The 14,375-nt window shown below is 56.9% G+C and carries 11 protein-coding genes and 3 tRNA genes; 7 read left to right on the top strand and 7 right to left on the bottom strand.

Annotation, left to right across the window (positions count from 1 at the left end; genetic code table 11):
* Positions 1-58 precede the first annotated feature (58 nt).
* Positions 59-2,716 (bottom strand): aminotransferase class V-fold PLP-dependent enzyme, encoded by a 2,658-nt coding sequence (locus QMC91_RS00955; protein ID WP_300234022.1) that lies wholly within the window; start codon positions 2,714-2,716, stop codon positions 59-61.
* Between the two features lie 117 nt (positions 2,717-2,833).
* Between QMC91_RS00955 and QMC91_RS00950 the strand changes: the two genes are divergently transcribed.
* The 3 genes from QMC91_RS00950 (at position 2,834) to QMC91_RS00940 (ending at position 5,371) form a co-directional block, all read left to right on the top strand.
* Entirely contained in the window at positions 2,834-3,205 is a 372-nt protein-coding gene (locus QMC91_RS00950; protein WP_300234019.1) for a DUF1894 domain-containing protein, read from the top strand.
* Positions 3,206-3,542: 337 nt separating this feature from the next.
* Complete coding sequence (locus tag QMC91_RS00945; RefSeq protein ID WP_300234131.1) at positions 3,543-4,181, top strand: DUF47 family protein; 639 nt, start codon at positions 3,543-3,545, stop codon at positions 4,179-4,181.
* A gap of 5 nt (positions 4,182-4,186) precedes the next feature.
* Positions 4,187-5,371 (top strand): inorganic phosphate transporter, encoded by a 1,185-nt coding sequence (locus tag QMC91_RS00940; RefSeq protein WP_300234016.1) that lies wholly within the window; start codon positions 4,187-4,189, stop codon positions 5,369-5,371.
* Positions 5,372-5,373: 2 nt separating this feature from the next.
* Here QMC91_RS00940 and nth read toward each other — a convergent pair whose 3' ends face one another.
* The 4 genes from nth to QMC91_RS00920 all read right to left on the bottom strand — a co-directional run bounded on the left by nth (position 5,374) and on the right by QMC91_RS00920 (position 7,986).
* Positions 5,374-6,072: an endonuclease III gene (gene nth / locus QMC91_RS00935; RefSeq protein ID WP_300234013.1), complete on the bottom strand. Its 699-nt coding sequence runs from the start codon at positions 6,070-6,072 to the stop codon at positions 5,374-5,376.
* A gap of 8 nt (positions 6,073-6,080) precedes the next feature.
* A tRNA-Pro gene (locus tag QMC91_RS00930) sits at positions 6,081-6,155 on the bottom strand.
* Positions 6,156-6,328: 173 nt separating this feature from the next.
* Positions 6,329-7,510, bottom strand: coding sequence for a bifunctional 5,6,7,8-tetrahydromethanopterin hydro-lyase/3-hexulose-6-phosphate synthase (locus tag QMC91_RS00925; RefSeq protein WP_300234010.1), 1,182 nt, complete (start codon positions 7,508-7,510; stop codon positions 6,329-6,331).
* Between the two features lie 322 nt (positions 7,511-7,832).
* Positions 7,833-7,986 (bottom strand) — tRNA-Trp (locus QMC91_RS00920).
* Positions 7,987-8,081: 95 nt separating this feature from the next.
* On the opposite strand from QMC91_RS00920, the gene QMC91_RS00915 reads away from it, so the two are divergent.
* Together QMC91_RS00915 and QMC91_RS00910 are read left to right on the top strand one after the other, a co-directional pair.
* Positions 8,082-9,782 carry an AMP-binding protein gene (locus tag QMC91_RS00915; protein ID WP_300234008.1) on the top strand — a complete coding sequence of 567 codons (1,701 nt, stop codon included), beginning with the start codon at positions 8,082-8,084 and terminating at the stop codon, positions 9,780-9,782.
* 23 nt (positions 9,783-9,805) lie between these two features.
* Positions 9,806-10,654: a 4Fe-4S ferredoxin gene (locus QMC91_RS00910; RefSeq protein WP_300234006.1), complete on the top strand. Its 849-nt coding sequence runs from the start codon at positions 9,806-9,808 to the stop codon at positions 10,652-10,654.
* 176 nt (positions 10,655-10,830) lie between these two features.
* Here the strand turns inward: QMC91_RS00910 and QMC91_RS00905 are convergent, their stop codons facing one another.
* Positions 10,831-12,141, bottom strand: a complete 1,311-nt coding sequence (locus tag QMC91_RS00905; RefSeq protein ID WP_300234004.1) for an amidohydrolase — start codon at positions 12,139-12,141, stop codon at positions 10,831-10,833.
* On the bottom strand, positions 12,138-12,809 hold the full coding sequence (locus QMC91_RS00900) for an MTAP family purine nucleoside phosphorylase (protein ID WP_300234002.1): 672 nt from the start codon (positions 12,807-12,809) through the stop codon (positions 12,138-12,140). The genes QMC91_RS00905 and QMC91_RS00900 overlap by 4 nt, the downstream gene beginning before the upstream one ends.
* Positions 12,810-12,967: 158 nt before the next feature.
* Between QMC91_RS00900 and QMC91_RS00895 the strand changes: the two genes are divergently transcribed.
* Both QMC91_RS00895 and QMC91_RS00890 read left to right on the top strand, forming a co-directional pair.
* Positions 12,968-14,095 carry a nicotinate phosphoribosyltransferase gene (locus QMC91_RS00895; protein ID WP_300234000.1) on the top strand — a complete coding sequence of 376 codons (1,128 nt, stop codon included), beginning with the start codon at positions 12,968-12,970 and terminating at the stop codon, positions 14,093-14,095.
* Between the two features lie 58 nt (positions 14,096-14,153).
* Positions 14,154-14,225 (top strand) — tRNA-Ala (locus QMC91_RS00890).
* Positions 14,226-14,375: the final 150 nt, after the last annotated feature.

Raw genomic sequence — 14,375 nt, 5'->3', positions numbered from 1 at the left:
CGCTCGTACCAGGGTATGTCCACCCACGCAGACAGCGTGGTGGTGTTGGGATCTGGCTCTACCGTCCCCTGCTGATCTCGGCGACTGTCGCAATGAGCAACTCGATCTCCTGCTCTGTGGTGAAGGCTGCCATGCTCGCCCTAACAGTCCCCTCCGGGAGTCCAAGGTAATCCATCAGCGGTTGACAGCAGTGGTGCCCCGAGCGCACCATGATGTCCGCTTCCTCATCAAGCATCTGCGCGGCCTCCTGTGGGTGAACTTCGTCGATAGTGAACGAGACGACCCCTATCCGGGCATCGGGTCTTTTCCCTGCATAGACCCTGACCCCATCAATCGCAGAGAGACCCTCGATCAGCCGCGCGGTAAGACGTTCTTCGTGTCTATGGATTCGATCCATCCCTATCGCCGAAAGGTAGTCCACAGCGACGCCGAGCGCAATACCACCGCCAATGTTCGGCGTCCCCGCCTCGTAGCGGAGGTACCCCTCCGCCGGGACGTAACCATCCGATGTCACGCTCGCGACCATCCCGCCACCGAGAACCAGTGGCTCGATAAGCGCTGAACGCATCCAGAGGACACCGGTACCGGTCGGCCCGAAGATCTTGTGCCCCGAGAAACAGAGGAAGTCGCAATCCAATGTTGAGACGTCGACCGGAATGTGCGGGAGCGACTGCGCCCCATCCACCAGGAGTAGCGCACCGTACTCCCGGCAAAGCCGCGCGATCTCCGGTACAGGCGTCACAACCCCAAGGGCGTTTGAGGCGTGTGTCACAGCAACGAGCCTGACACTGCCGCCGGAGAGGCTCTCCTCAAGCGCGGTAAGATCTGGTGCGTAGTCAGCATCGATCTCGATCAGATCGAGCGCAACTCCACGGTTTGCAAGCGCCCTCCAGGGAAGGAGGTTTGAATGGTGCTCAAGGATGGTGGTCACCACACGGTCGCCCGATCTCCAGGAGAGACCCTGCGCCACCATGTTGATAGCCTCAGTGGTGTTCTTCGTAAATACCGTGACCCCCGCCTCGCCGCCGATAAAACGGGCCACCTTCTCGTGAGCATGCCAGTAACGCTGTGTCGCTATCTGCGTCAGCCTGTGGACGCCCCGGCCGACATTTGCCCTGTAATTGTACTCAAATTCGACGAGCGCATCCACGACCGGTTTTGGCGAAAACGTAGTCGCCGCATTGTCCAGGTAGATTATGTCGCCCAGAACCGGAAAATCTCGCCGGATCTCGTCCGGATTAAACTCAATCTCTGCCGGCGGTGCCGGTTCAAGGGTTGCTGATCTCTTCTTTGCTGCCATATCTGTCACATCATTCACCGGGGCCGCTTTCAGGGTGAAGTCATCTTTGAGGGAGATGCCGTGTTCCTTGCAGACCTCCCGCATCTTCGGGGGCAGAGCCCGCCACCGCCATAGCCCCCAGCGATAGTAAGCCTCCGGCAGGCCTTTCCTCTCCGCCCAGCGGGCCAGGAATTCATCCCACGGCCCCGTAAGTTCTGGATGCAAATCTCTTAGCGTGTCGTACTCGCTCTCCAGGACCGCCGGACAGAGGTAACACCCAATCCGCTCAAGTCCCTTTTCGTATAGCGGGTTTAGGGGAACACCCTGCCACCAGAGGTAGAGGAAGACTTCAAGCGCGCGCCAGTTCCGGATCGGTGAGACGTTCACCTGCAGTGGGTTAGCCGGGTTCTGGCTGGTTTCATCTAGATCGGCGCGGTTCCAGGACTCATACCAGCGGTTCCCCTGGATGGTGACACATGGCCCCGTCCCGGCCAGGTAGATCTTCAAAGGCTGGAGCTTCAGGAGTTTACAGCACCAGCGACGATCTTTTGCTGGTGGCCCGGCCTTCTCAACGGCCTCGAAAAAATCGCCGCCCTTACGTATGATCTCGACACCCTGAGACTCCGCAAACTCAACAGTCTCCGGAAGTTCGAGCCCGGTATCGATGAAGAACGCCCTCTCCACGCCGGCCTTTCTGGCGAGGTGAAGGACGGCGGTGCTGTCCTTGCCGCCGGAGAATGAGACATTCACGCAAGGCCGGTCGTTCATGTGTTTTCTAATGGTACGAACAGCGTTACGCTCCAGGTTCTTCAAGTGGTATCGGTTCCTCTCTATAACTATATCCCATCCCGGGTCAGGCCTGGCGCGCGTCTCAACAGAGACGAGCTCCTTCACCCGCACCTGCCCGTCCCTGACCGTCCCGGTGCCGAACCGGTTTTTGTAGGAGACTATGACCGTCCCGTCTCTCACGGGGGTCGAGAGAGGAAACCGTTTCCCACCGATACGGCCCCTGTGGGCGCGCACGGCAGGCTCGGACTCCAGGTCAACGACACCCCGGGTTGCGTGCGGGAGGATCCAGGCGATCGCTTCTGGCGCGATATCAAGGCTGTATTGTCGTGTGATGGGGTCAAACGTGAGCCACCCGAATCGCTCACCGTTCACGATCACAAGATCGGCCCTGTCGACTCCCCCGGTCTTGTTAAGCAGCACAACGCTCGGCAGAGGTATCTCCCCAAATCGGTCGGCAAGAAGGCGTTTGATGAGGGCCATATCCGCCGCAAGCGCTGGCCGGAGATCATGCGGTGGCAGCAACGCTACCTCTCTTGAACTTGCCTTGCAGCCACAGGTGCGCCCGATGAGAGGAACATTGCACCGGTCGCACCAGTAGAGGACCTTTTTGACCGCCGGTTCGTGCTCCACGCTAAGATAGGTTGGCATCTTAAGGCATTAAGTCGACCGGCGGGTAACTTATGAATGGGCTTAAAAACACCTGGTGCGCGCAGTGACGGTAACAGAACAAGGCAAGGTATTTATTCGTATAAAGACGAACAGGATATGATGCCATCCTGTTGCGTAAACAGCCTCGGTGGGAAGGTGCTCCTCATGGACGCGACACCGGAGGAGGTAAACAGTTACGTCAAGCGACACTGCAAAGAGTACTACGAGATACCTCCGGGTTTTGTCTTCAAAGGTATCCGGATGCTCCTGAAAGAACCGATGCTTGTGGGACTACAGGTTAAAAAAGGACGGATATTACTGCCCTTTACAAAACGTTGTCCAAATCTGGGAACCATACTTTATGAGATCGTGGCAGATGAGGACGACCTTAACTACATCCGCAGCATGCTAAAGAGCGCCCCGGATGAAGAAGGTGTTCCGGGGTCAGCATCAACCACTCCGACTGAAGTCGGGGAGAGGATTCCATGAGCAGGACCATACATCCTGCCAGTTTTTACGTTCAACACCCCCTCCTGCGTCCTGGAGAGGAGAGTCCACCACCAGATCTTTGATGGGAGTCCCTGTAGCGATCTCGTAACCGTGGTCCAGAGGGGGTGATACTCCCATTTGCCCTGATATAATTGCAAACATAGCAAAACTCATAAGTACATAATCCCGCCGCGTTGTCACGGTGTATCAAGATATGTTGTAAAACTGATTTATGAAATCCAGGATGTTTGGCACTGTTCAGCGTCTCCTCCGCCGATTAAACTGATCCGATCGAACGCTATATAGGCCTTGAAGAAAAAACGCTATATTGATCATTGTGGGGATCAAGGAGTGGGTGGTTCCGCAGGATAAGGTGTTTTTTGATCTTTTCGACAGGATGGCCCGGACGGTTGTCTCTGCAGCTGATATGCTTGTCGAGTTCATCGAAAATTTCGAGAAGATCGAGAACATAAAAGAGCAGTGTCGCACGATGAAAGAGATCGAGCACGAGGGGGATGAGATCGCACATCAGATCTACGAGCAACTGAACCTGACTTTTATCACCCCGCTTGAACCCGAAGAGATCTCCCGACTTGCATCAGCGCTCGATGATATCCTGGACTACATCGACGGTACAATGCAGCAGATGTACAGTTATGGCATCACCGCGACCGACAACTCAATGATCGAGCTCGCAAAACTGATCCAGCTCAGTGTCATTGAGATCGAGAGAGCTGTAAACAGCATCCGTAACATAAAGAACCCCAGCCAGATCGAGGAACGGTGCATAGAGGTGAACCGCCTGGAAAACGTTGCGGATACGGTTCTAGGTCACGCTATCATGGACCTCTTCCGAACGGGGGATGCCATCACCATCATCAAGCTCAAAGATGTCTACGAAAACCTTGAGATAGCGACCGATAAGTGTGAGGACGCCGCCAACGTTTTGAGCGACATAGCCATCAGACACTCCTGAGCACTATGGACCCGATCATCGTTCTCGGTATCCTTCTTGCACTGCTCTTTAATTTTGCAAACGGCCTGAACGATGCTGCAAACTCGATCGCCACCATCGTCGCGACAAAAGCCCTGACACCTCTGCAGGCGGTCCTCCTGGCCGGTGTATTCAACCTTCTGGGGCCACTGCTCTTTACAACTGCGATTGCAGCGACTATCGGTAAAGGGATAGTCGATCCGGTCTTTATCACGCCGCTGATGATCTTGATGGCGATGATCGGCGCTGTGCTCTGGGTTTTGATAACATCATTCTTCGGGATTCCGGTATCGAGCAGCCATGCTCTTATCGGTGGGTTGCTTGGGGCAGGGATGGTTGCTGCCGGGCAAGGAGCGATCCTCTGGCCGCCTTTTGCGCTGATGAAGCAGACTGCCCTTTACGCCATTGCAGGTGCCGTTATCGGGGTGGTAGCCACTGTTGCAATTGCGCACAGGAGGGAAGACTTTAAACCCTGGAACGTTATTGTTGGCGGGCTCATCGGGGTGACGGTGATAATCCCGCTCGCCATTGCAACAGGTTTTTTGAAAATCGGGGGCCTCCTTGCGGTTATCATCTTCATTGTTATCTCTCCAATGCTTGGTTTTCTCTCAGCGTTTGTCATCGCCATCATTATAACCTGCATCTTTCGTAACTACCCGCCAAGGCGTCTCTCCAGGCTTTTTAAGATCCTCCAGATCTTTTCCGGATCCTTTCAGGCCATCGGCCACGGCAGCAACGATGCTCAGAATGCAATGGGTATCATAACCGCCATGCTCCTCGCAGGGGGACTGATCGCCGAGTTTTCTGTCCCACTCTGGGTCATTTTTGCATCTTCACTTGCCATATCACTTGGAACCCTCCTTGGTGGGTGGCGGGTCATCGACAGGATGGCCAACAAGATCACGCGGATCCGGCCATACCAGGGTTTCTCCGCATCAACCGCGGCGGGTGGTGTCCTCTCTCTGATGACTGCATTCGGCATCCCGGTCTCGACGACTCATGCGGCAACAGGTGCGATTATGGGTGTCGGCGCTACCCGGGGCTACTCGGCAGTCAAGTGGGGAGTGGTTCGCGAGATCCTGATCGCGTGGATCCTGACCATCCCGGCGGCGGCAGCGGTTTCAGGAGGCTGTTACCTGATTGCACGGGCCTTGATCGGTGGGACTTTTTGAGTTCAACGTAACATTTTGTGCAGACATCCTCGCTTCATACCGCCTTCTTCCTCTACGGTCCGCATCTCCTGGTAATACTGGCAGAGGTCTGCTACCACACACTCGTCGTGCTTCGGATTCCGCGCCATGCAGACAGCGCGCCCATGACGGATCAGCAGGTAGTTGATGTCTCCCCAGACCTCCTGCGGAAAGAGCGTCATGAGATCTCTCTCAATGACGTCGGGGTCTATCCTCAGGGTGAGACCCAACCGTCTTGAAACCCGGCGAACGTGTGTATCGACAGGTATACCGGCGTTGATCCCGAACGCATGTGAGAGGACGATGTTTGCGGTCTTCCTGCCGACGCCCGGTAGGGACAGCAGCCCTTCCATGGTCTGAGGAACCTCGCCACCGAACTCAGAAACAATCTTTTTTGCCGCGCCGACGATATAGCGGGCTTTCATGTGATGGAAACCTATGCTCCTTATGATTTGTTCGACCTCTTCTGGTTCGGCGCTGGCGAGGGTCTCTGGAGTCGGATAACGGGAAAAGAGTTCGTCGCGAACGGCGTTGACTGCGCGGTCTGTCGTCTGCGCGGATAGGATCGTCAGGATCAAAGCCTCAAAGGGGTTATGAAACTCTATGAAATGACGCCTGTCATCGATGATCGGGTAGCGCGCAAGGAGGCGGCGGTAGATCTCGCAGGCAGTATTTCGGTTCATGACAGAAATGGGGCAGGGCAGATTTGAACTGCCGTCAAAGCGTCCCAAACGCTCTAGGATGGACCAGGCTACCCTACTGCCCCGGACTTATCAGCATAAATAGGAGATCCAGACAAAAATAGTTGCCGCTCCGTCCCTGTCGGTGCCTGCACACGTATCGACTGTTTTGCCATTGATACTTGAAGACATACCCTCTCTTTAATGGGAACTCCTCCAGGAACCGTTGCCGGACAGGAAAAAGGGTTATAATATAACCTTAGAAATCGGTCATTATCCTGAACTGGTCAACCTCTTCGGTGTTCAGTTCTTCCAGAAACTCTTCAGCCGCATGTTTGATGTCCTTGCTTGCGGTTATTGCCCGGCCAACCACCACGATGTCAGCACCAGCCCTGAGAGCATCCTTCACAACATGCTGCCTGATGCCGCCCGCAGTCGCGATCAGCATCCTCTCACCGCCTGCCTTCCTGATTGCCGGGATATCGCCCCAGGCGTGATCGGTATCCTCGATGTCGATAGCCCTGTGTAGTTCAACAACATCAGGCTTCAACTTCAATTGCCCGATGACAGCAACCGGATCACTGACGTTGAGCGTGTCTAACACAGTGTAGATACCGGTCTTCCGGGCTTCCTGGATGGCCTTCTCGATCGTCGATGGCGGGGCAAGACCGGAGATCACAACGGCGTCAGCACCGGCGTCAGCGGCCATGCGGGCCTCCAGGTTCCCGGTATCCAGGGTTTTGAGGTCGGCGACGATGAACGCGCTCTGCCGGATCTTGCGGATCTCGGAGATGATCGAGAGTCCAAACTTCTTGATAAGAGGTGTTCCGGCCTCGATGATCAGGTGGTCGCTCTCCGGCAGTTCTTCAAGGACCTTTTGCATATGGTTTCTGTCAACAAGGTCCATCGCAACCTGCAGGTAGGGCGGGTTCCAGAGACGCTGAACCTTGAATCCCATTACAGCATGGGCTGCCCGATCTTTCTCGTGAAGGAGCGTATCGAGATCAGGGAACCGATCGAGTGCCCGGCGGATCGCGAGTTTCGTCGCGCCGTAGTTGAACCGGTATAACCTGTTGTAGTCCTCGGCAGTCGGGTGGACAAAGACGCTTACCATGATGACGGTATCCTCGATATCGACCCCTTCAAAGACGCCCTCCTCAACCGAGTCGGCGACGGCCTTTGCCACCGCTGACTGCACAGGCCCGAAGATCTGGTTCACCTGATACTCTTTTTTCAGGGTGACCTTCGGGATGATGATGGTCGAGGGTTTTGCAGGCAGGTTTGGCCTTATGACCGCAAGGAGCGGGGTGTGACCCCTGGAGAGTTGCGAGAGGGCGTTTGCAAACGCCTGTCCTACAGGTCCTTCTTTGTTTCCCATGATAAGGTCTACGTGCGCAAGTTCTGCGCCGTCACCAACCAGTGCTTCTCCGATGAGATACATATAGGTGCCCTCAGATAGGTGCTGAAATGTTGGTTGAACTGGTTTAAAGACCTCCCGGTTAGACCGTATCTATCCTGGACGGAAAAACCCCCGGTGAGTAAGGACTGATTGCTGCCCACAGTCATATTTATGCGCGCCAGTATCTCCGTGATGGGTCCAGATGAGCGCGCGGGATGCACCATGTTGGCCAGGAGAGAACACACCTGCGGGTTGATCGCGCCCGGCGTAACTCTCATCGCTCTGGGGATTTTAGCCAGCAGAAGAAGATTTAGCCAGCAGAAGAAGAGTGTGGACAGGCCTACCCATCAAAAGTTGTAAAATGTGGGGTCGGTGAGATTTGAACTCACGATCGACGGGTCTCTCCGAACATGCATCAGTGCTCCAACGGGTCATCATCCATCAATCAGGAGACCCATTGTTCATCATGTGCAAAGACCGCTGGAGCCCGTCGCCATTCCGGACTAGGCCACGACCCCATTGTCCTCTACTACATTGAAGGCAATGCAGTATAATGATTGCGTCTGGAAAAAACCAGTAATCATATAACGCCACCGACACCCATTTATATGGAATGGTTGAGGGCAGTTACACATGTGGAACCTCGCAGATACCTCTGCTCGGCGTCACCATTGGTGAAATGTTGAACCGTATAGCCGCGGCGCACCCCGATAACGAGGCACTCGTTTCCGTCCAACAGGGTATCAGGTGGACGTATGCGGAGTTTCTCGATCGTGTCAATACCCTGGCACGCGCCCTGATGGCGCTTGACGTGGAGCGTGGAGACAGGGTTGCCATATGGGCGCTGAACTACGCTGAGTGGGTGCTTGTCCAGTTTGCCACAGCAAAGATCGGCGCTATAATGGTGAACATCAACCCTGCATACCGGACATACGAGTTTGAGTATGCGATGAAACAGTCCGAGGTGCAGACGCTCTTCATCCAGGGCCGGTTCAAGACCTCCGACTACGTCGGGATGTTCTATGAGTCGTGTCCTGAAGCGTTTGAGGCGAAGCCCGGTCGGATAGATAGTGACAGGTTCCCGTTCTTGAGGAACGTCATATTCCTGGGAGATATCCCCTACAACGGCATGTACACCTGGGACGATCTCATGGAGATGGCCGATCTCATCGCTCCAGAAGAACTCCTGGAGAGGGAGGAGTCGCTTGACTTCGACGACCCGGTCAACATCCAGTATACCAGCGGAACAACCGGATTCCCGAAGGGTGTTGTCCTGACACACCACAACATCCTGAACAACGGTTTCTTCATCGGGGAGGGAATGAAGTTCTCCCCGGCGGATCGTCTCTGTATCCCTGTGCCATTCTACCACTGTTTTGGCATGGTCCTCTCCAACATGGCCTGCGTTACACATGGCACCACAATGGTGCTGCCATCGCCAGTCTTTGATGCGGAGGCCGTCCTTAAAACCGTGCAGGACGAGCGCTGCACAGCCCTCCACGGGGTGCCGACGATGTTTATCGCTGAACTTGCGCACCCTAATTTCGAGAACTATCGGCTGGACTCGCTAAGGACTGGGATCATGGCAGGTTCGCCATGCCCGACCGAGGTGATGCGGGAGGTCAACCGGAGGATGCACATGTCCGAGATCGTGATCGTCTACGGCCAGACCGAGACCTCACCGGGGATCACGATGACTACGACCGATGACCCCCTGGACCGGCGTGTATCGACAGTGGGAAGACCCTTCCCCTACACCGAGGTCAAGATCGTTGACCCGAATACGAAGAGGATTGTACCGCGGGGCGAGACCGGTGAGATCTGTGCCCGCGGATATTGCGTGATGCGGTGTTACTACAACAATCCGAACGCTACCCGGGCAACAATCGACGAGAATGGCTGGAACCATACGGGAGATCTCGGGGTGATGGACGAAGAAAACTATCTCAAGATCGTTGGCCGCCTGAAGGATATGGTGATCCGCGGCGGGGAGAACATCTATCCCCGCGAGATCGAGGAGTTCCTCCACACTCACCCGAAGATCGCTGACGCCTATGTGATCGGGGTGCCGGACAGGAAGTACGGCGAGGAACTTATGGCATGGATCAAGGTCGATAACGGCGAGAGACTGACGGAGGAGGAGGTGCGTGAGTTCTGCCGCGGCCGGATTGCGCACTTCAAGATCCCGCGCTATATCAAGTTTGTCGACGACTTCCCCATGACGGTCTCAGGCAAGATCATGAAGTTCAAGATGCGAGAAAGCGCGATAAAGGAACTCGGTCTTGAGGACGAGTCAAAGATCGAGACGGCGTGAAACCGAGTTCAGCGGGTTATGTTATGCACGGGGGATCTGGTGTCGAGGAGATCATACACGAGATCGAGTCACTCCTGGCCGATCCTGATCTGAACAGGCTGGGCCCGGATCTTGCGGAACCTGTCTGGGACAGTCCGCTCATCGGTGTCTCGCGCGGGGACGATCCGCTGTACGCTGAGTTTAAGGAGACGATCGGACCGTTTTACTGGACGCCCCTTGAGGTGTTCCAGCTCAGATTTCCCGGGATCGATACTGCAGCCTCCGATCTTGCTGTTATAGTCTGGGTGCTGCCGCAGACCGAAGCGACCCGGCGCGAGCATAGGACATGCACCTTGTTTCCCTCACGCCGCTGGAGCCTTGCCAGGCTCTACGGGGAGGCTGTAAACGACCGCATCCGCGACCACCTTACCCGCGTTCTTATCGAGGCCGGACACCCTGCCGTCGCTCCGGTCAGGCTGCCGGAGTTCAGGCGCGAGGTCTCGGAGCGGTTTGGGATCGCTTCACGCTGGTCAGAACGGCACGCTGCTTACGCATCAGGTCTCGGGACGTTCGGTCTCTGTGATGGGCTGATCACGGAGCGGGGCAAAGCAGTGCGCCTGGGTTCGGTTGTGGCCGACGTAGACCTTCCGGCAACACCGAGACCCTATCACAACAGAACAGAGTACTGTCTACGTCTCGCCGGGGGAGAGTGCGATGCCTGTATCCGACGCTGTCCGGCAGGCGCGATCTCGGAGGCGGGGCACGATAAAGAGCGATGCTTTGCCTATATCCGGAAGACGGCAATACCCCACGTAGAGGGCGAACTTGGGTTTCCGGTCCCTAGTTGCGGTCTCTGCCAGACGGGTGTCCCCTGTGAGTCAAGACGACCCTGATTGGAGAGCAGGTTTTGGCCGTTCCAGAGATATCTTCCCCTCCCGCCCTCCCCGGGTGGCAACTCTCCATCGATACACCCCCCGGGAAGGATTTTGCGACTTATCTTTCAGCCACAGGCCCTCCAGAGTCGGTGATCTGAAAAAATAATAGTGGATAGTCCCCGGAACCCCGGGATTCACTCCCCATCTCTTGCTCGTTCAACAAGCGCTCTGGCGGCAGCAGCGGCCTCCCTGACGATCTCCTCCTCTCCCGGAACTTCCCGCTCGTGCATCAGGATCCTACCCTGGCAGAGGACGGTCATGACCGCTCCACCGTTACAGGCGTAAACAAGGTTTGAGTCAGCGTGGAATAGCGGCGTGTTGCAGACCGCCCGTGTATCGATGAGGACGATATCTGCCGGAGTGCCGACTGTCAGCGACCCGGGGCCTGTGCCGAGAGCACGGGCACCCCCCGCCGTCGCCATCGCGAGCACCTTGCCAGCGGGGAGGAGGGTCGGGGAGTTCCAGGCGAACTTCTGCAACAGTGCTGCAAACTTCATCTCCTCAAAGAGATCCAGGTTGTTGTTTGAGGAGCAGCCATCTGTCCCGAGGGTTAGACCGGCCCCATACTGTTCCAGCCAGTGGCAGGGCATCGCCCGGTTGACGGCAAGTTTCATGTTGCTCGCCGGGTTGTGGGAGACGTGGACTCCGCGCTGTCCGAGGAGACGGCACTCAGACTCATCGAGCCAGCAGCAGTGCGCGGCGACCGTCCGCGGGGTGAGACAACCACATTCGTCGAGGAGATACGCGGGGCGTTTTCCATACTGCGCCAGGCAGTCGGTGACCTCCTTCTCGGTCTCGGAGAGATGGACATGGATGCCGATATTCTGTTCTTTTGCAAAATCGGCACACCAGGTTAGACCCTCGGGGGAGACGGTGTACACAGAGTGCGGCCCGACGGCCGCCTGAATTCGGGGGTTGTTGAGCGAGGCGATGTGGCGGACCAGTGCCTCCGTCGCCCTGATCTCGGCCTCGCGTTTCTCCTCCATGCCAAGGTCGATGAACCCGTAGGCGAGCGTTGCCTTCATTCCCATCTCATCGACCGCCGCTGTGGCCCTGTCCATGAAGAAGTACATATCGTTGAACGCGACGGTGCCGCTCCTGATCATCTCCAGGCAGGCAAGTCGCGTCCCCGCGTAGACGTCGTCGCCGGATAGGTGGGCCTCAAGCGGCCAGATCTTCTCTGAGAGCCAGTCCTGGAGTAGCATATCGTCCGCATACCCCCGCAAAAGACTCATCGCGGCGTGAGTATGGGTGTTTACCAGTCCCGGGACTGCGAGCCTGTCAGAACCATCGATGATTATATCGGCGTCGATCGCCCCTTTTGCGTCCTTCCCGATCGCGACGATGGTGCCGCTCTCGTCGATCCCTATATCAGCGGCCGAACCATCGATGGTGGTGACCCCGGCGATCAGGGTCGATCCTGTGGTGGAAAAGGTATCATTCATCCAAGTTGCTCCACAATCCTCTCAAGGATTCTCTCTGTCCTTCGGGCGTTCGCCCTGGAGGTGGCGAGGATATGTTCATAGGTCAGGGTCTCTCCCCCAAGACCGTTTGCGTAATTATCCACGGTGCAGATGGCGGCAAACCGCATCCCGAGTTCAAGGGCGAGCGTCGCCTCACTTGCAACGGTCATCCCTACGAGATCCGCCACACTTGCAAGAGCCCGTACCTCGGAGACGGTCTCTATCCTTGGCCCACGCGTCTGGGCGTAGACCCCGCCGACCCTCGCCTCCGGCACCAGGCCGCCGAGGGTTTGGACAAGGTCTGCGTCGAGTTCAGGTCGGACGTGTTCGATGGTGGACTCGTAGACGGAGGGGATCTCGGCGAAGCTGAGATAGTCTGTCGGGATGACGATCGAGCCGGGCTCGATCTCGTGTTTCAGAGACCCTGACGAACCGAACGCGACGATCTCATCCACCCCCAGAACCGCAAGCGCAGCAAGGCAGGCGCGGTAGTTGATCCTATGCGGCGGAAGGTTGTGCTGGTGGCGCATCAGCAGCGCAAACTCTCCGGTATGCACCTCCGCCTTGCCGTATGGGGTGGCTACGTCTCTCTTCTCAAGCGCAGGTAGATCAGCAAATAGCAGGCTGGTGCCCCCGATAATCCCGAGCATCAGACCTGCTCCAGATCGGATGGCGTTGCAGCACTCGTTTCTTCATCAGACATACTCTCTACAATGGTGGACCTCCTGGCTGAAAAAGGCTCACCATACGATACCGGAGCGTCAGGTTTAGTAAATATTTACTTTCCCCTGCGCCAACCGGAATGATCATGGGCCGGTTTGAGGTGGTCGGAGAGGATGCGATAAGGAACGGTGAGTGCACAGACGTCTACTTCCAGCGTGTTGTGAAGGTTATGGAGCAGGACGGTGTCAACCCGCAGGTCACGATGGAGGTGACTGCGGCGTCGCTCCCGGATCCATGGGCGGTCTTCTGCGGTCTTGACGATGCGATCAATCTTCTCGAAGGTCTCCCGGTGGATGTGGACGCGATGCCGGAGGGTTCGATCTTCTATCCGAACGAGCCGGTCATCCGGATCTCCGGGCGCTACAGGGACTTTGCGGTCTACGAGACCGCAATCCTGGGTTTTCTCTGCCATGCGTCAGGGGTGGCGACGGCTGCCGCCCACATGAAGGTGGCCGCAGCGGGGCGACCGGTATATTCGTTTGGCTCGCGCCGGCAACACCCGGCGATCGCGGCGATGATCGAGCGGGCGGCCTGGATCGGCGGGGTGGACGGCGTGAGTAACACCGCTGCGCCGGAGGGAATCCCGCTTGCCGGGACGATGCCACACGCATTTGTGATGTGTTACCCGACGCCGGAGGATGCCTGGCTTGCGTTTGCGCATGGTGCGGGCCCCGATGTGCCGCGGGTGATGCTTGCAGACACCTTCTCCGATGAAAAAGATGAGGCCGTCAGGGCGGCGGCCTGCGGGGCGGAGGCCGTCCGGCTTGACACGCCGCGGTCTCGACGGGGTGATCTGAGGGTGATAGTTGCGGAGGTGCGCTGGGAGCTGGATATTCACGGATACCCGGGGGTGAAGATCTTCCTCTCCGGTGGTCTAACCCGTGCGGATGTCGCCGCCTACCACGACATCGTCGATGCCTTCGGTATCGGCGGCGCGATTGCAAACGCTCCTGTAATCGACTTTGCCCTGGATATTGTGGAACTCAAGGGCCGACCGTTTGCAAAGCGGGGAAAACGTAGCGGCGTGAAACAGGTCTATGAACTTACCGACGGCCAGCGCCTTACACTCCCTGCCCAGACCCCTGCACCGAAGGATGCGGTGCCACTCCTTATACCGTGTGTCAGGAATGGTGTGCCCGTTGTGCGTCCGAAGATGGAAGATGCGCGGGAACGGGTGCTATCCCGCCTCCAGGCTCCTGCCTTGAGGAGATAGCGGGGCGATCTGCCCTAACCCTTATTATGTGATCGGGATCAACGCTATAGAGTAAGACGGGCCGATAGATCAGGGGGAGATCGCTACCTTGGCATGGTAGAGGCCGCGGGTTCAAATCCCGCTCGGTCCATCTACGTAACCCCAATTAACCAGGGGGTCATACTCAGCGGTTCTTGCACGGGACAACTACCATTCGAGGAGTTCCTTGAATGCGATACGGTGGGCATACTATCGTCTTCAGGGCTGTCGCTAAATCCGTTGCCTTTTTGGAAAAGCCCTC

The organism is Methanoculleus sp. (genome assembly GCF_030019085.1).
In the GTDB taxonomy this organism is placed as follows: domain Archaea; phylum Halobacteriota; class Methanomicrobia; order Methanomicrobiales; family Methanoculleaceae; genus Methanoculleus.
The sequence above is the reverse complement of the archived record's forward strand: the minus strand, read 5'-3'. Positions and strand labels throughout refer to the sequence as shown.

Bases quoted from the DNA above. Each gene is read 5' to 3' on its own strand.
- QMC91_RS00955 (WP_300234022.1), bottom strand. From the start codon at position 2,716: ATGCCAACCTATCTTAGCGTGGAGCACGAACCGGCGGTCAAAAAGGTC.
- QMC91_RS00950 (WP_300234019.1), top strand. From the start codon at position 2,834: ATGATGCCATCCTGTTGCGTAAACAGCCTCGGTGGGAAGGTGCTCCTC.
- QMC91_RS00940 (WP_300234016.1), top strand. From the start codon at position 4,187: ATGGACCCGATCATCGTTCTCGGTATCCTTCTTGCACTGCTCTTTAAT.
- nth (WP_300234013.1), bottom strand. From the start codon at position 6,072: ATGAACCGAAATACTGCCTGCGAGATCTACCGCCGCCTCCTTGCGCGC.
- QMC91_RS00925 (WP_300234010.1), bottom strand. From the start codon at position 7,510: ATGTATCTCATCGGAGAAGCACTGGTTGGTGACGGCGCAGAACTTGCG.
- QMC91_RS00915 (WP_300234008.1), top strand. From the start codon at position 8,082: ATGGTTGAGGGCAGTTACACATGTGGAACCTCGCAGATACCTCTGCTC.
- QMC91_RS00910 (WP_300234006.1), top strand. From the start codon at position 9,806: ATGCACGGGGGATCTGGTGTCGAGGAGATCATACACGAGATCGAGTCA.
- QMC91_RS00905 (WP_300234004.1), bottom strand. From the start codon at position 12,141: ATGAATGATACCTTTTCCACCACAGGATCGACCCTGATCGCCGGGGTC.
- QMC91_RS00900 (WP_300234002.1), bottom strand. From the start codon at position 12,809: ATGCTCGGGATTATCGGGGGCACCAGCCTGCTATTTGCTGATCTACCT.
- QMC91_RS00895 (WP_300234000.1), top strand. From the start codon at position 12,968: ATGGGCCGGTTTGAGGTGGTCGGAGAGGATGCGATAAGGAACGGTGAG.